The following is a 19960-nucleotide window of genomic DNA, read 5'->3' as shown; positions in this document are numbered from 1 at the left end:
ATACAAGATGCTAAACGTTGTTTTGTGTAATGGCGTAAGCGCTTACACCAAGGGGGAAAGCACGCGTTTTCGGGGGAGCACGCGTGTTTGTGTATGTGCACAGCGCTTTACGTATACGCGCCAACGTAAGCCTGTACATTAAATAAGAGACGAGGGGGCATAATGACATATCGAAATCCAAGTCGTCGCGCGTTTTGTGGAGCATCGACAACGTTGCTTGCACTCGCGGCAGCTGGTGTAGGAACGCGTTATCTGTTCGATACGCATGCAAAACCTGCACAAGCAGACGCGCCCGAGCGCATTGCATGGAGTCAGTGCAATGTAAATTGCGGCGGCAATTGCGTGTTTCAGTGGCACGTCAAAGATGGAAAAATCACGTATATGGAAAGCGATACCACTGGGTCGAGTGATTTCCAAGCACGCGCGTGCTTGCGTGGCCGATCGATGCGCCGCTGGCTTAATAGCCCAGATAGATTGCTGTATCCTATGAAGCGCGTTGGTAAACGTGGCGAAGGAAAGTTTGAGCGCATTTCGTGGGAAGAAGCCATTTCAATCATTCATGACAAACTTGACTACATTATCAAAACCTATGGTAATGAGTCGATTTTCATAAACTATGCAACGGGCATGTATAGCTCGATGGGTCGAAACCCCAGTAAACGCCTGTTAAGCTTACTGGGTGGATTTGTCAATCAGGGAGCTGATTATTCAACACACATGTTGCAGTGCGTTATGCCGTATATGTTTGGCTCTGATAAGAAAAAAGGCAGCGTGTTTTCGCCTTACGATAATGTGAACGCATCTTCCTTTAGCGAAGCAGCACTGCACTCCGATTTAGTGGTGATGTTTGGTAATTCACCTGCTGAAACGCGTATGGGTGGCGCGAATGCTGTGTGGGATTTTGCGCGTGTGCGCGAAGCGGTAAAGGCGCGCGGCGGCAAAATTATCAATATTGACTACCGCATGAATGAGTCTGCAAGCGGACATGCCGATGAGTGGTTGCCTATACGTACGGGCACCGACGCTGCTCTGTGTGCTGCTTTGATTTATGAGTTTATTAAAAACGGCGGCACTGATGAGGAATTTCTTGAACAATATTGCGTCGGTTGGGATGAGCGCACCATGCCTGAAAAGCATAAGGGCAAGCACGCATCCTATAAAGACTACGTGCTTGGATTAGGCGCTGATAAAACAGCCAAAACACCTGAATGGGCTGAACCAATAACTCAAATTCCTGCATCTCGAATTCGCGATTTAGCGCGCTTGTTAATGCAAGCAAAAGCACCTTTTGTATGCCAAGGTTGGGGTCCTCAACGCCACTCAAATGGAGAAGACACAACGCGTGCCATCTGCATGGTTCCTATTGCGCTTGGAAAAATTGGCTTGCCAGGTACTAATACAGGACAGCGCGAAGCAGAGCCGCCCACCTATCTTGTGGGTTCGCTTCCTTTTAAAAATCCTGTTAAAACGACACTTCCTGTGTATCAGTATTTAAATGCTATCGATCATGGTCATACTATGACGAAAACGAATGCGGGCATAACAGGCGCTGATAAGCTCTCAAGCGACATTAAATGTTTGTGGAATTATGCAGGCAACTGTTTAACAAATCAACATGGAGACATCAATTATACTCATGAGATTTTAGCTGATGACACTAAATGTGAATTCATTTTGGTATGGGATACGGTGTTAACCGACTCGGCAAAATATGCTGATATTTTGCTTCCTGACGCTATGCGCTCTGAGCAATTAAACATGCAAACACAAGGCTATTCTGAATACTATACAGGCGTTACTGTTGGTGGTCCTGCTCAAAAAGCGCCAGGTGAGTGCCGTAGTAGTTACGATGTGTGCGCCGATATTGCCGAAACGTTTGGTTTGCGCGACAAATTTACTGAAGGTCGCACGCATGATGAATGGACGCGCTATCTTTATGAACAAGGCGCTGCGAAAGATGGACAAATGCCAAGTTGGGAACAAATTCTCAAGCAAGGTGTCTATAAACGAGAATGCAAACCTGCCATTGGACTTAAAAAGTTCAGAGACGATCCAATTGCAAATCCTTTAGGTACTCCATCAGGCAAAATTGAGATTTTCTCGGAAGCGCTCGATACTATTGCGCATACCTGGGAGTTAAAAGAAGGCGAAGAAATTCATGCAATCCCCGTGTTTTGGCCTGGTCCAGAGGGATATGGTTGCACAACCGAAGAATTTCCTTTGTATTGCTCAGGCTTTCATCACAAAAGTCGTACACACTCATCATTTGGCTTTATAGACGTGCTTGAACAGGCTGCTCGTCAACAGATGTGGATCAATCCGATTGATGCTGATAAGCGTGGCATTCATAATGGCGATACTTGCGCTGTTAAAAGCCCTGCTGGTGAGATACGTATTGAAGCGCGTGTTACGCCGCGCGTTATTCCTGGAACAATTGCTATTCCTCAAGGTGCATGGCATAAAGCCGATATGAACGGCAATAAAATCGACACAGGCGCATGTATCAACACGCTCACAACGTATCGCCCAACGCCACTTGCGAAGGGAAATGGGCCATCGCACTCAATTATTGTGCAAGTAACGAAAGCCAGCGCGTAAAGGAAATTCTCATGACTCAATATGCTTTTTATTTTGACAATACACGCTGCACGGGGTGCAAAACCTGCGAGCTTGCGTGTAAAGATTATAAAAACCTCTCAAAAGACATTAGTTTTCGAAAGGTGTACGACTACGAAGGCGGAACGTGGAACCCTTGTGGAAGTGGTGCGTTTGAATGCTCATCGTTTGTGTATCACGTTTCCATGAGCTGCAATCACTGTGACAATCCAGCATGTGTTTCAGTGTGTCCAACGGGCGCTATGCATAAAGACGCGCAAAGTGGCCTGGTAAGCGTTAACGAGGGGCGCTGTATTGGATGTGGATATTGCCACATGGCGTGTCCGTACAACTCCCCTAAGGTTGATCGCCAACTGGGACATTCGGTGAAATGCGATGGTTGTGCTGCCCGCGTGTCAGAGGGCAAAGCTCCTATCTGCGTTGAAGCATGTCCGCTGCGCGCGCTTGAGTTTGGTCCTGTAGAGGAAATGCAAAAACTCGGAGAGCGCGGACGCATTGCTCCGCTTCCTAATCCGAAATATACACACCCTAATATTTATATCAAAGAAGCTCAAGACGCACGTTTATACAGTTCACACGAGGGTAGTGTGGTCAATGTGAAAGAGGTGCTGTAATGATTGATGTATTCCAAGAGTTGCCTTTAGCGCTGTTTACAACCTTTGCGCCTATCGGAGCAGGAGCATTTTCTGTGTTCGCACTGCTTGTGAACTTGTTTAGCACTTCCAAAGACGCCCGAAAAAGCTATGTGTACGCGCTGTGTGCACCATTAGTATTGGTGTTTGTAGGCTTTGCCGCTTCGGTTTTCCATTTGGCAAATCCCGTGCATATGCCTTATGTAGTGCTTGGCATTGGCACGTCGCCATTGTCTAATGAAATTGCTGTTGGAGGAGTGTTTTTAGTATTAGCAATCGTATTTTGTGTTCTGGCTGCACGCGGTGTTCTTAACGAAACACAATTTTGCATCTTTGCGCGTGTTGTAGGTGTTGCAGCTCTTGTGTTCTCAATTTTTATCGGATTTGCGTACATGATTCCCACAGTTCATTCGTGGTCGACACCGTTTAATAGTGTGCAAATGCTGGGGTATTCGCTTGTTGGCGGTGTGTGCTTGGTGCCTTTGATGCGCAGTATTGCTGTTCGGAGTTCTCGTGGTGCCTTAACGCAGGAACACATTAGCTCGCGGCGCTTGTGCATCGCAGCAGGGCTTGGTGTAGCTGCTATTCTTGTTGGTTTGCTTGGACAGGTATGGCTTACGGCATCGTATCAAAATGCTTTGCAATCGGGAATCGATCTTGCGAATCATGCTGTTCCTTTTTTGCTTGCATGTATCGTTTTAACGTGCGTCGCTTTAGTGCTTAGCTATCGCACACGCGTGCACCACTGCGCGTTTTTCACAATACTTCCGTGCGCTGTTGTTGTATTAAGTGTTTTCGCTGGTCGTTTAGCGTTTTACGCTATGCATATTTCAGTGGGAATTTTTCTATAAGCAGTAGTTTTGTGTGTGATGCGCGCTCGCGTTAAGAGGCAGGGATGATGTATGATACAGGAAGATAAAAAGCCTACTGGTAGAGTTAAATGTGCAGATGTTTGTGCTGAAACAAATACGGACGCTTGCAATGGAGCGTGTGGTGACGTTACTGCAGGGGAATCTGTGAGCGCGCCTACGCACGTGTGTGAGAGCATGCGTCAACAGGTTCGCACTATGTCTATTCAAGAGAGCATTCTTGCCTCTAACCAGGCACAACAATCGCTTCATACCTTTGCGCGCATTGCATCGCTGCTGTTTTTGTATGAACCTCACCAAGAAGAAGTGCGCGCATTGCTTCAAGTATTAGCGGCGCAAGACGCGCGCACGCTTACTGAAGAGCTGTGGTTTTTCGATGCTGGCTGCGTGCGTGATTCATCGCACGTGGGCAGCGCCGCACGTGCAGAAGATGCACCACAAGCAGAACGTGTCGCATCATGTGTCGCGAGCACAACATCGTGCGCCGCGAGCGTACCGTCCACACTGAGCAAGTCATGCGGCGCGCACACACCGAGCACGCCATGCACGCAGAACGTGCCCTCCGCACTTCCTGAATTGTGCTCATTGCGCGATATGCAAAATTGTATTGAGAATTTGCAGCAAGCGTGTAGCTATGCGCTTGAGCACAATGAGGAAAGTGTGTGGGAATATAGGCGCTTATTTGTAGGACCAGCTCATAAAGCGGCGCCACCATGGGGCTCGGTATATACCGACTACCAGGAAGTGATGTTTGGTGCATCCACGCTTGAACTGCGTGCGTGGATGCGTGCGTGTGGCATAACGCAAACACAATACGATAACATGCCTGATGATCATATAGGTTTGCTAATTGCGCTTCTTGATTTATTGCTGCCAGAGCGTCTCGATTGCGCTTTAGAATTGCTTCAGCTTCATCTGTTGCCATGGTGTGGGCATTTTTTTGGTATTCTTGAAAGAGAAACGACGCATCCGCTGTATAGAGCCCTTGCTCGTTTTTGCAATGCATACTTAAATAATGTGTGGTATATAACACAGCTTTCAGTTGTAATACCGCATTTTTATCGTGTTTAGCACGGTAGGGGGCGTGTGAACCATTTTTGCAGCTAACAAGATAGATGTGCGCTGAGGGGGAGATATGGTACTAGCGCAACAGCTTGCTCTTGTAACAGCATATCAAGAAATTACGCTGGTGTTATTTACATCTCTGGCGCCAGCGTGTGCGCTGTGCTGTGTGATTGTTGCGCTGCCACTGGTATGCGCTCAGCATTCTTATGAATTTCGCGCACGCGTGGGGCGTTTATTTGCCTTTCCTTTAGCAGGTGCAACGCTTGGTTTAGTATTTTCTGCTACTCATTTAGGCAATCCTTCAAATGCTTTATACGTGTTGCTGGGCGTAGGGAGAAGTCCGCTTTCAAATGAAGTATTGTGTGCTGCGGTATTTCTCGGATGTGCTGCTACGTTTTGGATGGCTTGTTTTATTCGTCGGGAACATCTTTTTGGCATCTCTCGATTGTTGCTTATGCGTTTGTGGTATGGCGCGCTGCTTATAAGTGTTGTTGCATTTATTGCATCGGTGGCATTAGCGTATCATGTTCCTACTATTATTACCTGGTATAATGCGTGGGCACCTGCGTCGATTGTTGTTCATGCTCTGTTTTTAGGACCGTTTTTTGCAGGCGTGTTGCTTGCACTAAGTGCTGCTATTCATGGTGAATTTTCTACTACTAGTGGCACGCCAGTGCAGAAACGCGACCGAGCGGCGAGTGATAACGTTTCGTGTAAGCAGAAATTGCAATGTGTCAGTATAACATCGCCTGATGTGCACATGCTTATAGGTATGGCACGCGTGTGTTTGGTAGTGAGTGTTATTGGATGTATCGCTGATGGCATTGTGAGTGCAGGCTATGGCTGGTATGCGTTGTCGATACGCAATGCTGTTGTATCAGCTTATGAAAAAGCACCCTATTACTTTATTGTTTATGTGCTTGCTATCTTGAGTTGTCTTATATCACTGGGGCTGTTTGCCTATTGCTTGAAACGTTTGCGCCAGCATGCATTTTTGCAGTTTAGAACTCCATGTATAGTAATGATAGCAGCGTCGATGTGTGCTTTTTCAGGTGTGTTTGCACTGCGTTTTTTGTTCTATGTGTTGCATATGACAGTTGGCATAAGCACGTAGCTCTGTGGTTTTGAGTTTCTACGACGTTTGTGGTTTTCTGTCTATCTTTGTAGCTGCAGGCTTTATGATTTTGTGCCTTTATGCTGTTCTGTCTTCTATTCTGCAGCGTTTAGCTGTTTTGCTGCTCGCCAGTGTTCTGCCATGTTCCAGGGTTCTGCTCTTCTGCCACCTTCAATTGCTATAGCTTTAATATTAAGTTTTGTTACTTACTGCGATAGCTGTGCTTGGGTCTAATAACTCTGTCGCAGCATGCTAGTGTAGCGGGCAGCAACAACAAAATGAAAACAAGCGCAATACCAGCGCCTTCTGCAAGCGTAAGGCATACTTGCGAGGTCGTTGGATCGGGGGAGAACAAACCCAACACGCCCGTGGTAATGAACAAAATGCCACCTGAACAGGCAACCGTGTGGATAGTAAGGCGATACGAATACGCAAGTGCATCGCGCACTGTTTGTGTTTTGCGCGCTACGCGATAGTTTTCAGTAAACAAAATAGCATAGTCGATAGTCGCACCCATAAGAATTGCCTGCACAATAACCAGCGCAACGTAATACGTGCCGCCTCCTAAAACGCCTGTAATGCCTGCTGTAACATTGATAGAGCCTTGTATCAGCAACACTAACAAAAGCGGAATACTCAATGAACGGAACGCAAGCGCTACAATAATAAATACGGCTGCAATGCTCAAAATGCAAACAAGTTGCAAGTCGCTGTTGAACACGCCGCGTGCTTCATGAGCAGTTTGTGCTGCTCCTAACACATACGTTTCATTGCCATAGGCGTTGTGCAACAGCTCGGTGCTTTCTGATATAAATTGCGTCATCTCTTTCGATTCTGGATGCACATTAGACGTAATAATCATGCGGTTGAAGTGGGAACCCACAAAATTGTTGTGCGCCGTTTCCATTGCATGCGCTTTCACACGCAGGTCCATTTTCTCGCTTGGACTCATGGACACAAACAGCGCATTGCGCGCATTAACTTGCTTTTCAAATTCTTCTATCAGTTGGAACAGGGAAACTCTCCATGTTGGGTTATACCGTTTTTGCGCGCTGGTCACTTGGTAGAGAGATTCTATGGTGACAAGGTTTGGCATGCGCGGCGAAATGGCTTGCAGCACATGATACATTTCTTGCGCTGTTAGTTTACGAGGATCAGCTTGATAGTGCTGGGCGAGTTGCTGTAATTGCATGCGCTGTTGCATGCGCGCAGCAGCAATTTGTTCGGGCTTTGCTGCCGTTGCAGCGGATGCTCCGCCGCTTAAACCAGGGATGATCGTGCCATCTTGCGCGTAGGATACAGAAGGCGTGCTGGTGGAAGCACCAGGAGAAGCGCTTGTAGAAGAGCTAGCGCCAGTGCTGTTAGCGTGCGCGCCCTTCGCTTGCGCGCTCACAACGTTCCCGTTGTTCCCGTTCGCTTGCGACCCTTGAACGTTCCCCGTTGCCCCTGGCAAACTGCTTTCGCCGTTATTCTTACCCACGCTGTTTGCCAATATCATGCAGAACTCCGATACCGTATAGGTGTCTTGTATATCGGGATTGAGAATTTTATCCATCAGCACGGTAATTACTGGTTCAGGTACGTGGCTGCTTTCAAGCAACTGTTCGCGCGATTGAGGCTTGCCGATGCTGGTTTCATAACTCATAACCGATTTTACACCGGGGAGCGTTTTCAGCTTGTCTACCAACGCAAGCGCACGGTCGTCATCGCTTGCAGTTTTTGTGCTTGGGTACAAAATTACTGAATTCGATTCTGGTTCAAAGTAGCGCTGCACGGTTGCATCATCACTAGACCAGATAGACACATGGAAATAGGGGTCCATTGTCGAGCGTAGTGGTACGCTTATAACAACAATTATGAGTAACACAACAGCAAGCGGTATGCGCAGCGTGTGCTGGATGTGCGCCAGGCGCTTCAAGGTAGGCGTTGGACTTGGTTTTTGCGTTTTCACAAGCGCTTTATCGAGCACAATAATGGCGCTCGGGAGCACCGTAAAGGCAATAATCAAACTAAACGCTACACCTTTTGCCAGTACAATTCCCAAATCGCGCCCAATAGGAAATTGCATTGCAACAAGGCACAGCAAACCGGCAATCGTGGTCGTTGAGCTTGCAAGAATAGCAGTAAGTTTCGTGCTTAAGGTATCGCGCATGGCGTCACGTGCTGAAAGCCCCGCTTCGCGCTTTTCCCGATAAAAGGTAAGCAACATAATCGAATAGTCAAGCGACAGCACCAGCTGCAATAAAGCGCCAATTGAAAAGCTAATTTTTGAAACGCTTGGTAGCAGCGCATTTGTTCCCATGCCATATAAAATGGCAACGCCGATGGTTCCTAACAACAGGAACGGGTCAAGCCACGAGCGGCCCATAATAAATAAAATGACAATTACCGCAAGAACGGCAAACAGCAGCGTATACGACACCGAGTCGGTATTCGCTTGCGCTATCGTACCACTGATGTAGGCATTTTGGTGTTTTCCGTGCACGTGTAAACCGTGCTGTTCAAGTGTAGATTTTATACTGTTAAGCACCTGTTTTGCTTCGTCTGAATACGCATTTGCTTTTACTGCTAAACTGAGAAGCGTGTAAGAATCATCCACGCTGCTTTTTTGAGAATACAGCGACGCTACTTCAGGCATGCAGCGCAGCGCTTCGGAAAGACTATTCAGCGTATCTTCGCTTTGATCGTGCGTCATAATAAGCACATCGCTTGTATGGCCAAATTCTTGCGTTTGAACATCAAGTGCCACGCGCGACGGTAGCTCAGGTGGTAAATATGCCGTTTGATCTTGGCATATTTTGCTTGCAGGTATGGCAGCGGCGCACGCGAGAGCACCAATAATTCCAATAAGTAAAATTATCTTATGGAAGCGGGTGATAAACTGTGCAAACGCTTTCATACAACCTCATTTCTTCGCGATTGAAAAAATATTTCGGCTCTGCTTAGTATATCAAGTTTGTTTTTTGTTTGGTAGCGCAACTAGTACTACTGTTATTAGCATAAAAATGAGACCCAGCCAATCTGCCCAGGTAAATATTGTTCCCAAGAAAATAGCAGGGAAGATGGTTGCGCTGGGTGGCTCCGCTGCCCCTAACAGCGTGCCTTGAACACCGCCGATAATCGAAATGCCATGTAAGTACATACCAAAGGCGCCAACAGTTCCAATAACCGTTACAATGAAAAGCCCTATCATGATGTCAGCGCGCAGGGGAGGAATGTGTGCAAGCTGCGTTATGGAAGGCATACACGCGGTGCCGCTTGCTTCAAGAATATGAATGCTACCTGCGCTTATAACGGCAGCGCACGCGCCAAAAAGCATACCAAAACCAGCTGTTGTGATGCTGCCATACGTGTTCATCAGTTTGCGCGGATACATCACATAAATTGCAACGGTTATAGCATTGATAAAGCCCATGATAAGACCCTCGTGCGGGATAGCTAAGCTGTGCACATCGCCTTTCGTTGCAATAAGGAAGGTTGCAAGCAGTGCAAACACCAGTCCAACAACATCTTGAACACGCGGCAGTTTTCGGAATTGTGCGCAGCTTACAAGCATAACGATAATGATACTTAAGCTTGCAAGAACCGTTGCGGTACCCGAATTGGTAAGACCTACGGTAGTAGCATAGCTTATTTGGTTGAAGAACAATCCCGCAATACCAAATACGGCGCAAGTGGCAATATCGCGTTTTGATGCAAGGAGCGCACCTATGCTTCCTGGTTGAAGAAATCGCCCGATGATTAGGAATAAGATGCCTGCACCAATCATGCGTACGAGCGTTATTATCAGCGGAGAAATCAGCTGTGTCGAAAGCAAATATTGTATCGTTGCGCCAGAAAAGCCCCACAAAATAGCGCCTGCCAGTGTAAAGACTATGCCAGCTGCTCTGCGTGATGACAATTGCATTTCTCCTCCTTTACTGTTTTAGCTTCGTGCGCTTTTAAATCTATCTCGTGCATGCGCCTCTTACGTTTACTTATTATTGCTGCCTATTACATACCATAGTTTTATGCGGTTAGTGAACTTGTAAGGAAGTTTATTACACGCTTCACAAGCTCTTCATGAACTGCCTGTTCACGCTTATAGAGCATTGCCAAGCACCTTATTCATTGGATATAATCTAGGTATGGCTACCGATATGACAAAACATTTTACACTTTTTGAGCTGCTCAAGCTGAGTGTTCCATGCATGGCAACTACCTTGTTTGCATCGGTGTACGCGGTGGTGGACGGCCTTTTTGTTGTGAACTGTTCAGGAAAAGAAGCGTTTGCTGCTATCAATATTGTTATGCCAGTTATTCTCATTTTGGGTTCTGCGGGCTTTATGATTGGAGCTGGTGGCTCTGCGCTTGTTTCGCATGCTCAAGGAGCAGGAAAAACGAAATTCGCTCTCGAGAGTTTTACGTTGCTTACCGTATTCACCTTTCTGCTTGGTGTGCTGTGCGCAGCGCTTGGCTACCTGTTTATGCCGTCAATTGCCTATGCTTTGGGTGCGCGTGACAATTTATACGAGATGGCGCTTGTTTATGGCCGCATTTCGATGAGCTCTCTTGCGTTTTACATGGTGCAATATGCGTTTCAGCCGCTGTTTAGTGCTGCCGGAAAACCAGGCTACGGCTTTCTGGTAACGCTTGTAGCAGGCTTGTCGAATATTGTGCTTGATGCGGTCTTTGTGGCAATGTTGAACTGGGGTGTTGCTGGTGCTGCGTGGGCTACTGCGATTTCAGAATTTGTTGGCGGCGGCATACCGTTGGTATATTTCATGCGCAAACACAACTCAAGTCATTTTCGCTTTACACGTTTTTCGCTGCGCATGAGCACCATTGCAAAAGCGTGCTCAAACGGTTCATCTGAAATGATTTCTCTTGTTTCAGTGTCGCTTGCAGGCATGCTGTACAACATTCAGCTGCTTTCCTATATTGGCGCCGATGGCGTTGCTGCATACGGCACTCTTTTATACGTTGGATGGCTGTTCAGCGCATTGTTTAGTGGTTTTGCCATTGCTTCCTCGCCGCTGATGAGTTTTGCGCATGGCAGTGCGAATCTTGTTGAAAAACAAAGCCTGCTTAAGAAAAGCCTGCTTATTATGGCAGTGCTTGGCATTCTTATGACCTTGATTGCGTATTTTGGTTCCTATTACATTTCGTGCGCGTTTTCTGGAGGTGATAGTGCACTTCAGACGCTAACCGAATTTGCGTTGCGCATCTACGCGTTCAGTTTTTTGGTCATGGGAATTAGCATTTATGGCTCGTCGCTGTTTACATCGCTTGGCAATGGATTAGTGTCAGCGATTATTTCCCTTGTGCGCACGCTTGTGTTAGGATGCGGCGCCGTGTTGCTGCTTCCGGTATTTTTAGGCGTGAACGGCATTTGGCTTTCGTGCGTTGTGTCTGAGATAATCAGTGCTTTGTTTGTAGCGGTGCTTATCTATGCGCTTGGTCCTCAGTATCAGCTGCGAAGCGCTTAATACGCTTTTTGTAAAGTTTGTTTTGCCATATCATTCCTAGTTTTCCTAAGCATAGGAATAGTATGGTAAATATCGTTATAAAATATACAACCCCAATGCCTAAGCTTGTACTTGAAATAGCTCCCCATTCTAAGCCAAACCATCCAGAGGGCGCCGCATAGTTTAAGAAATTGTACGGTGCAGGCATTCCATGTTTCCAGGTAACATGAAACCAAAAGGATAGTATATACACGTAAGCAATATAAGCAAAAGGAGGAATAACACCGTACCAAACGGTGTATTTATTACTCTTGCTTGCATTATCAAATAAAAGAAAATCAGCTAACGCGAACAGCGGTGCTATTACATGAACACACAAACTTGCGCAATAATTATGAGTAAATGCAGCAATAAAGCCTTGTTCATTCGTTGGAGCTAAAAAGAATACATACAAACTAAACGTAACCATTATAGAAAGCGTTGCCATGAATTTCACGGTATACCAAAGTACATTGGAGTTATGTGAATGGTGTAGCGATGTGCAAGTAGCTTTATTTCTAGGGTGTTTTATGTGTTTCACCAGCGCCCACATTAATACACATACCATAAAAATATTCGAGAGATTAGTAAAATAGGTGAGTGAAAATAAGCCCTTCCAATTAAGGATTATTCCATAGAGAGATGCAATAATTGCAATAAGCTTAATACTCAGTACTCCTTTGTATTCACGTTTGGTAGAGATTGACATGGTGCTCCTTATAATTAGCAGGGTCATTTTACCTGAGCTTTACCGTTTATAGGTATAGTAAAAGAAAAGTATACCCCGCAAGGTATACTTTTCTCCGTTTTACCGTATCGCAACCATTTCACTATACGGTACCGAGTTTAACGTGAGCTTAAGAGGTGCGTTTTAGAACAGTCGGTTCGTGCAATCAACACAGAAGTAAGTGTTGAACGCTGAGAGCGTAACCAGTGCCTAGAACACGCGCACTACGAGCTTAGAATACAGGAAGCACGCCACCTTTAAAGTGCTCAGTGATGAATTTGCGCGTTTCGTCGCTGGTGAGCGCAGCGTTGAGTGCTTTAATTTTGTCGAGTGTTTCGTTGCCTTTCTTTACCACCAAAATGTTGGCATACGTTTGTGCAGCTTTGCCTTTTGCGTCTTCAAGAATAATGGAGTCTTTGCCTACTTTCAGACCTGCATCAATTGCGAAGTTAGCGTTTATACCAGCAAACGCTACGTCTTTTATCGAGCGCGACGTTTGTGCAGCCTCTAGTTCTACCAGTTGAATGTTGTGCGGATTTTCAATAACATCATTTTTTGTTGCTTTTACGCCAGCCTTTGGATCAATTTTTATCAGACCAGCTTCTTGCAATAACAGCAGTGCACGTCCTTCATTGGTAGCATCGCTTGGAATAGAAATTTTGTCACCCTTTGCAACTTCGCTAAATGATTTCTTTGTTCCTGGATAAAATCCAAACGGTTCAAAGTGTACAGCAGCAAGTGGAATGAGATGAGTTCCTTTTTTCTCGTTGAAGTCATCCAAATAGGGGACATGCTGGTAATAGTTGGCGTCAACTTCGCCCTCTTCGGTCACAATATTAGGTTGTACGTAATCGTTAAATTCACGTACCACAAGTTTGTACCCTTGTTTTGCAAGAACACCTGCAACAACGCCGTTTAAGATGTCAGCATGAGGGGTAGGCGAGCATGCCACACTTACGGTTTTGTCATCTTTAGCACCCGATTTTGTGTTTTGTGCGCATCCAGTGAGTGATGCTGCTGCCAGTGTTGCACCGCCAATGCCAAAAGCAGCAAACTTAAAGAAGTTACGGCGTGAAATTTCGTAAGTCATAATAATTACCTTCCTCGGTAGTGTGTGCGTTTCAATTTGTTTTCCTCAAACAGGTACCCTTCCCTGCACGTGTTTGAGAAAAGCAGTATGGCAATGGTTCGAACTTGCTTGTGCAAGCCTAAAGGTTTAAGAAGCTGATAGCAATAGTTTTACTTATTCGTAATTGTTAACAGCTGTTATCGAAAAAAGTTATTGCCGGGTTTTATGATATATATAATATACATTTTGATACCTGTTCACACCATGATTATATGCATATCCGACGTTTACGATCTGTATCAAAATAAACTAAAAAAAAGACTTATTTTTTTCTATTGACGGTAGGTAGCAAGCTCATTATGAAGAGAAAATTTGTATGAAATGTGTTGAATGGTGCTTGTATTAATTGTTTACAATGAACACTTTTATAAACCTATCGTTCGCGCCCCGAAGCATAAAAGATTTACTATCTGGGGAAATAGAGCTGCTACGGCTGCCGCTCGCACTGCGTGGACTATAACAATATCGTTATTTTGAATCCGCATGTCATCAAGGATCAGTATCATATCACTTGCTCCAGCAGGGATACTCATCATTCTCCCTTCGGCTGATGTGTATCCACACAAGCGTTTATGCAGCGCACCTGTTATAAAGCAGTTCAACGTGTAAAGCGCAACAATAACAAGTGCTGGTAGTATCAGTTCAAGCAATACATGCAATTTATCAGGCGTGATAAGACTTCCCAGATAAGCGCCCGAAAGTACTTGTACTAAGCGTTTTATGCTGCGTGGGCTATACGCAAAATTAGCTCCCAGTTTTAAAGCTAGTACTCCGGCTACTACCAGCGTAAAAATCATTCCTGGAATGTGTGTAGCATAGCCAATAATTCCGCATATACTTGCTACAAGAAGTGCTGCAATCGTACGCATAGTGCGCATGGGTATATCGTGGTGTTTTTGCTGCTCTTTGGCTTGTGAGCCTTCGTCAGAAACAGCCTCTTGTTCCTTATGATGTCGTAAAGGTGCAGGTGTATAAGCTTGTAAACGGTTAAGTACCTTTATGTGTGCAGCTTGTTTCGCGCATGTGTTGCGTATAGTGTGTGGTACGCGACGTTCGACGTGCGTAGTGTGTTGAGCATGCTGCACACGATGATCCGTTTGCGCATTGCTTTTCATATCAAGAAGATGAATAACAGCAGGAAATACTGCTACCCCTATAATTTGTCGCACTAATTGCAATATCGTAACGGTAATGCCGTCAGCCCCCATGTCGATTGCTACAACAGGTGTGTCGTTAATGCCTCCTGGCACAGCACACATAAGCGCTGTGAGCATATCACAGTTCGTTAGTGCAGAAATACAAACAGCGCCTATGAGCATAATAGCAAAACACGATATGAGCATAATGCTCAGTGGTTTTACAAGATGGGGAATATGGAACAGATCACTTCGTGTAAGTGAACATCCAACACAGCTACCAGCCAGTATTTGTATCACAACGCGCAGTGTATCGGGCAAGGTGAGCGGTTCAAGGGTGCAGTTGGTAACGGCAAACGCCACAAACACACCCACAAGTATGCCAGCAGGCATGCGCATAAAGAAAAGCGCGCATCCAAACAGTACGGCGAGTGCGCCATGTGCGCATAGGGTAAGCAGTATATTATCTGGTATCATCATGCACACTTTCTTGATAATTCTTGGTAACTCTAGATGACTCTTGGCTACGATTGTAAACGTATTCCCTGTTCATCAATACGGCTCAGCAAGATGGACCAGCGATACAGCTCTGGAACACAGCTCAGGCATACAGCTCAGTAATACGGTTCAGGAACACAGTTCAGGAACGAGTTTCAGGAGGCCGTTCCCGTTTACGTTTCCGCACCAGCAACTGGCACGGTATCCGCTCCGTCTTTCAGGTGTCCGTTCCAGCACGCGTTTCTATTACACGTTTCAAGCCCGCGTATGAAGATAGTTGTGCGCACCCCGCACTGAAGTTTTGTGCACCAGCAAAGAACAAATATGTAGCAATATTACCAGAAAATTGCAGAATGTTCTTATTGGATGTGGTTTTTGTGATACAGATAAAAAGAAAAATTGCCGTTGCGCAATACATTGGGATAAAGCACAACATTCATGTGCGTTTCGGGTTATAATAACCATGACACATAACAAAAAAGCGCACGGCAGTTTTACACAACAGCAATCAATCAAGAGTACGCTTATCGTGGTGCTGAGCGCTTCTATACGTGAGGATGATCATATGGAAGAATCAGCCTTTGAAATTCTCGCCAATAGCAGCTTATGCAAAGGAATCTCGCTTGAGGCGCTTCGTGAAATTGAGCAAGCGTGTAATGCTTATATTAAAAGCTACGATAAAGGCGAGTTGCTTATCTGCTTGAACGAAAAAATTCACAATGCAGGGGTTATTATTTCTGGCGTTCTGCGTCTTGATTTTTATGATGAAGCAGGCAATCCTACTACCATAGCTGAAATGGGAAAAGGGAATGTTTTCGGAGAAGCAATTGCAGGCGCGCAAGTGAATAGTTTAGTGCAAGTAGAAGCAATAGAGCCGTGTCGTATTATTTGGCTTGACATCCCGAAAATGATGGACTACGGCACATAGCATGGCGGCAAGGAAGTATGCATGCTGATGCGTAATATCATCATCATGCTTTCTCGGAAAAATGTGTTGCTTAATTCAAAAATGCAAATGCTTGCCCGTAAGCGTCTGCGTGAACGTATTAAGCTGTTCTTACTCACGAACGCCCAGCAAACAAGTACTACGCGACAGCTTCCCTTGGGAGCTATTGAAAAGTCGGGGCTTGCGCGCTTGCTTGGTGTTGATAGAACAACGCTGTATCGTGAACTGAAAACCCTTTCAGAACATGGAGTTATCGAGACAGTTGATAATGTTATCTACCTGAAAGATCGCTCATTTCTTGAAGAATAGGTACGTGTGTTGTGAGCGTGTGCGCATGCAGGGGCGGCGTTTGCCGAGCGGCTGAAAGGCATGGGTAGTGCGCTTATACAGCGTGCGTACGGTGTGAGCGTGCGTATGGAAAACCTGCTCGAGCCAATGATAGACAAGGGGAATATGCATGAGATGCTGTTAGTGTGCGGATAGGTATTCCCAGCTGGTATGCTTTCTGGCACGTTCAAACAGCTGACATTTGTTCCTGCGTACCATCAGATACACGTGCTGTGCGTTCACGTCCTGAATTGTGCACATTTGTGTAAAAAAATTTGCATTATGTTGCAGCTGCAACATCTTTTTTCTTTGAAAGCTTTTATTTTGTTAAATGAAGATAACAAATAGACCTCGAAGCGATACAGCAAGCACGCAGCCCGCACACTGCACCATGTACATACATTTGCATGGTTTGCAAAAACTGCAGATAGAACACGCAGCTTAGCCGTTCAGTGCACGTATCGCTCACCAGAAAAGGAGAGATGTATGCAAAGCGTTTCAAGAAGAAGTTTTATTGCAGGAAGTATCGCTTGTGCTGGCATAAGTGCTGTTAGCTTATCAGCGTGCAGCCAAGGCGGCGCTTCTCATGCAGGTGGCTCAGAAAAACCAGTATTGAGCGCGACACCCGAAAAACGCGAGTTGTGGGGCTCGCCTGATTTGTGCACCGTGCGCACAGGGCTTATTATGGGTCCGCCGTCTATGGGTTTATCTCAATTTCTTTTGGCAGCTAAAAATCATAAAACAAAAAATAATTTTACGTTTGAATTTAATGCGGTTGACTATATTGGCTTGTCAGCAAGGCTTAATAACGGCGACTTTGATATTGCTACGCTGCCATCAAACATTGGACCTATTTTGTACAACAACCACGAGCTAAAAAACGAGTATGTGCTTATGTGCATCAACAACCTGGGTGTATTGTATGTGATGACTACTGACGCAAGCATAAAAACTATGGATGACCTGCGGGGGCGTACGGTTTATGCCTACGGTGCAGGTGGTACACCCGAATATACTATCCGTGCGCTTCTTAAAAAGAAAAACATGTCTGATGCTTTCAACTTGGAATTTAAGTCGACTCCATTTGAAATTTTAAATTTATTACAAGAGAAGCCAAATTCAATTGCTCTTTTGCCGCAGCCATTTATTTCTTTGTCGAAATTGCTGGTAAACCCTCTGTACGTTCCTATTGACATCACGAAAGAGTGGGATGCTGCGTTTGCTGATAATGGGGCACAGGCGGTTATGACTACTACGATTGTCAATAAAAAGTTTCTGCATGAACACGAACAGGCGGTAATTGAATACTTAACATTAATGAAAAGCTCGGTTGAATGGACGAAGCAAAATTATCGCAAAGCAGCAGCGCTGCAAGAAGATCTTGGCAGTTTTTTGAATAATGCCGTAGCGCTCGATGCATTTCCGTATTTAGCAATCTGCTGTATAACAGGAACAAAAATGCGCACTGCGATGAGCGGTTTTGTTGAACAGCTCTATGACGCTGATCCCGAATCGGTTGGTGGCGCCATTCCCGATGACGGGTTTTACTATCTACCACCATCAGGTATGCTTGGTGAAGCCTAAGGTGCGCTGGTTGCTATGAATTTTGCACAAGCTGCTCAATTAGCAGGTGTTCCACAAGAAAAATTAGTGATGATGTCAAACCGCATACGAAGTGACGGTATTGATGATGCGAGTTTGGGCGCTATGATGCGCACCGCGCAGCAAAAAGGTTTACATGCTTCGATGATTGCCGACATTATGGAGCTGATAAGCGTTCCTCGTGCACAGTACGAACGTGTGATGCATAATCAGGGCTTGTTTATCAAGCAAACAGACACATCGTGTGAACAGACAGATGTACTCGAGAGCGCAGTGTGTGAATCTGATGCTGCTCAGCGGGATAAACGTGGCACGTTCGCGCACGCATTCACGAAAGAAAATATGCTCACGTTCATGAAACGCTTTGGTGTTATCGTCTTTTGGATTGTGGTATGGCATGTTCTTGACATGGTTATTCATAATCGCCTTGTCATTGCGGGCCCGATAAGTGTGGTAGCGTCCCTTTGCACAGAAGCTGCAAAGCCAGGATTTTGGATTATTGCATTGGCATCGTTTGGGCGCATTGCGCTTGGCTTTATGCTGTCGTGCTGTGCGGGTATTTTGCTTTCAGCTGCTGCCTACAAAGTAGCAGTGGTGCGTGCATTTCTTGATCCCTTAGTGTCGCTGTTGCGTACGATTCCGGTAGTCGCTATTATCATTATGCTTCTTATCTGGGTTGGAAATCAGCTGCTTACCATTTATTTGTCATTTTTAATTGTGTTTCCGCTTATTTATATTAATATGCTTGCTGGTTTTGAAAGTGTCGATTACAAAATGCTTGAGTTTGCACGTGTCTATCGCTTATCGCCATGGCGTACCTTTGTGTACATTTATCGACCTGCGTTTATGCCTTTCTTAAGCAGCGCATGCAAAATGGCGCTCGGTATGAGTTGGAAAAGCGGCATTATGGCTGAAGTATTAGCGAACCCCATCCCGTCAATTGGACGTGAAATGGCAATCTCACGAACGTTTTTGAATACACCAAAATTGTTTGCATGGACTGTTGTTGTTATGATTTTAAGCTGGCTTTTTGAGAAGCTTGTCATGAAAGCACTCGATGTGTTATCGCGCCCCTTGGGACGTTATCTTGGAGTAAAGGACGACCGATGATTGAATGTAGAGAATTGGCTAAATCATTTGATGATCAGCTAGTCTTTTCCCATTTAAACATGCATATTGAAGAAGGGGAGCGCATTTGTTTGATGGCTCCTTCGGGTTCTGGGAAGACAACGTTGTTGCGTATTTTATTGGGGCTTGAAAGCTACGATTCTGGCACCTTGATAAACCCGCATACCAGCAGCATGGCAGTCGTGTTTCAAGAAGATAGGCTGTGTGATGCGCTCAGCGCGGTTGATAATGTTGCGCTCGTTTGCAAGCCTGGTGTTTCTCGTCGTTCTTTGCGCGCGATGCTTTGTGAAGTGTTACCTAATGAAGTGCTTGATAAACAGGTTGCATACTTGTCGGGTGGTCAGCGCAGACGCGTAGCGCTTGTTCGTGCGTTTGCGTGTGATGCGCACTTGTTAGTACTCGATGAGCCGTTTAGCGGTCTTGATAGTGAAACACGCAGTGAAGTTGCGCAGTTTATGTTGCGTCACCAGAACAACGCTACGCTGCTTGTTTCTACTCATGGTGAACACGATCATGTTTCGTTGCACGCACGTGTTATACGCTTAAACGAAATCGCCCAGCTGAGCAGTATTGCTGTAAGTCAGCCAGGCGGCGCGCAGGAAGCCGCCACGCCCGCTAACGAAAGCGCGGCTGTTTCTAATGCAGCTTCTGATGTGGCTTCTAATGCTGTTTCTAATGTGGCTTC

The 19960-nt window shown here is 45.7% G+C and carries 16 protein-coding genes; 11 read left to right on the top strand and 5 right to left on the bottom strand.

Translation table 11 applies throughout. From position 1 onward, the window contains the following. Positions 1-162 precede the first annotated feature (162 nt). The 5 genes from HMPREF3190_RS02860 (at position 163) to HMPREF3190_RS02840 (ending at position 6296) form a co-directional block, all read left to right on the top strand. Entirely contained in the window at positions 163-2598 is a 2436-nt protein-coding gene (locus HMPREF3190_RS02860; RefSeq protein ID WP_066780161.1) for a DMSO/selenate family reductase complex A subunit, read from the top strand. Positions 2599-2609: 11 nt separating this feature from the next. After that, on the top strand, positions 2610-3230 hold the full coding sequence (locus tag HMPREF3190_RS02855; RefSeq protein ID WP_066780159.1) for a DMSO/selenate family reductase complex B subunit: 621 nt from the start codon (positions 2610-2612) through the stop codon (positions 3228-3230). Beyond that, positions 3230-4099, top strand: coding sequence for a dimethyl sulfoxide reductase anchor subunit family protein (locus tag HMPREF3190_RS02850; protein ID WP_066780157.1), 870 nt, complete (start codon positions 3230-3232; stop codon positions 4097-4099). Before HMPREF3190_RS02855 ends, HMPREF3190_RS02850 begins: the two co-directional genes overlap by 1 nt. Before the next feature lie 216 nt (positions 4100-4315). Beyond that, the gene (locus tag HMPREF3190_RS07560) at positions 4316-5188 is read left to right on the top strand and encodes a TorD/DmsD family molecular chaperone (RefSeq protein ID WP_449676070.1); all 873 of its coding nucleotides are present in this window, start codon (positions 4316-4318) and stop codon (positions 5186-5188) included. Between the two features lie 64 nt (positions 5189-5252). After that, positions 5253-6296 (top strand): dimethyl sulfoxide reductase anchor subunit family protein, encoded by a 1044-nt coding sequence (locus HMPREF3190_RS02840; RefSeq protein ID WP_066780153.1) that lies wholly within the window; start codon positions 5253-5255, stop codon positions 6294-6296. A gap of 202 nt (positions 6297-6498) precedes the next feature. On the opposite strand, the gene HMPREF3190_RS02835 is transcribed toward HMPREF3190_RS02840, so the two are convergent. Both HMPREF3190_RS02835 and HMPREF3190_RS02830 read right to left on the bottom strand, forming a co-directional pair. Further along, positions 6499-9195 (bottom strand): efflux RND transporter permease subunit, encoded by a 2697-nt coding sequence (locus HMPREF3190_RS02835; protein WP_066780151.1) that lies wholly within the window; start codon positions 9193-9195, stop codon positions 6499-6501. A 51-nt stretch (positions 9196-9246) separates the two neighbouring features. Beyond that, the gene (locus tag HMPREF3190_RS02830; protein WP_066780149.1) at positions 9247-10203 is read right to left on the bottom strand and encodes a DMT family transporter; all 957 of its coding nucleotides are present in this window, start codon (positions 10201-10203) and stop codon (positions 9247-9249) included. A gap of 232 nt (positions 10204-10435) precedes the next feature. Between HMPREF3190_RS02830 and HMPREF3190_RS02825 the strand changes: the two genes are divergently transcribed. Continuing rightward, positions 10436-11764: an MATE family efflux transporter gene (locus HMPREF3190_RS02825; protein ID WP_066780140.1), complete on the top strand. Its 1329-nt coding sequence runs from the start codon at positions 10436-10438 to the stop codon at positions 11762-11764. Here HMPREF3190_RS02825 and HMPREF3190_RS02820 read toward each other — a convergent pair. The 3 genes from HMPREF3190_RS02820 to HMPREF3190_RS02810 all read right to left on the bottom strand — a co-directional run bounded on the left by HMPREF3190_RS02820 (position 11721) and on the right by HMPREF3190_RS02810 (position 15251). Then, positions 11721-12491, bottom strand: coding sequence for a hypothetical protein (locus HMPREF3190_RS02820; RefSeq protein ID WP_066780138.1), 771 nt, complete (start codon positions 12489-12491; stop codon positions 11721-11723). The two genes, HMPREF3190_RS02825 and HMPREF3190_RS02820, sit on opposite strands and share 44 nt — an antisense overlap. Positions 12492-12741: 250 nt before the next feature. Beyond that, on the bottom strand, positions 12742-13599 hold the full coding sequence (locus tag HMPREF3190_RS02815; protein ID WP_082715104.1) for a MetQ/NlpA family ABC transporter substrate-binding protein: 858 nt from the start codon (positions 13597-13599) through the stop codon (positions 12742-12744). Between the two features lie 404 nt (positions 13600-14003). Further along, positions 14004-15251 carry an AbrB family transcriptional regulator gene (locus HMPREF3190_RS02810; protein WP_066780136.1) on the bottom strand — a complete coding sequence of 416 codons (1248 nt, stop codon included), beginning with the start codon at positions 15249-15251 and terminating at the stop codon, positions 14004-14006. Positions 15252-15735: 484 nt separating this feature from the next. On the opposite strand from HMPREF3190_RS02810, the gene HMPREF3190_RS02800 reads away from it, so the two are divergent. The 5 genes from HMPREF3190_RS02800 to HMPREF3190_RS02780 form a co-directional block, all read left to right on the top strand. Beyond that, on the top strand, positions 15736-16200 hold the full coding sequence (locus HMPREF3190_RS02800) for a Crp/Fnr family transcriptional regulator (protein WP_066780132.1): 465 nt from the start codon (positions 15736-15738) through the stop codon (positions 16198-16200). A 21-nt stretch (positions 16201-16221) separates the two neighbouring features. Next, on the top strand, positions 16222-16527 hold the full coding sequence (locus HMPREF3190_RS02795) for a Crp/Fnr family transcriptional regulator (RefSeq protein WP_066780131.1): 306 nt from the start codon (positions 16222-16224) through the stop codon (positions 16525-16527). A 504-nt stretch (positions 16528-17031) separates the two neighbouring features. After that, positions 17032-18129 (top strand): substrate-binding domain-containing protein, encoded by a 1098-nt coding sequence (locus HMPREF3190_RS02790; protein WP_066780130.1) that lies wholly within the window; start codon positions 17032-17034, stop codon positions 18127-18129. A 15-nt stretch (positions 18130-18144) separates the two neighbouring features. Beyond that, positions 18145-19257, top strand: a complete 1113-nt coding sequence (locus HMPREF3190_RS02785; RefSeq protein ID WP_156425688.1) for an ABC transporter permease — start codon at positions 18145-18147, stop codon at positions 19255-19257. Beyond that, positions 19254-19960: ABC transporter ATP-binding protein (locus HMPREF3190_RS02780; RefSeq protein ID WP_066780129.1), on the top strand; the 707-nt coding region annotated here is incomplete at its 3' end. The genes HMPREF3190_RS02785 and HMPREF3190_RS02780, both read left to right, overlap by 4 nt.

Source organism: Umbribacter vaginalis, from assembly GCA_001552935.1.
GTDB lineage: Bacteria > Actinomycetota > Coriobacteriia > Coriobacteriales > Eggerthellaceae > Berryella > Berryella vaginalis.
Note: the sequence above shows the minus strand (reverse complement) of the source record. Positions and strands in the feature narration are given on the sequence as shown.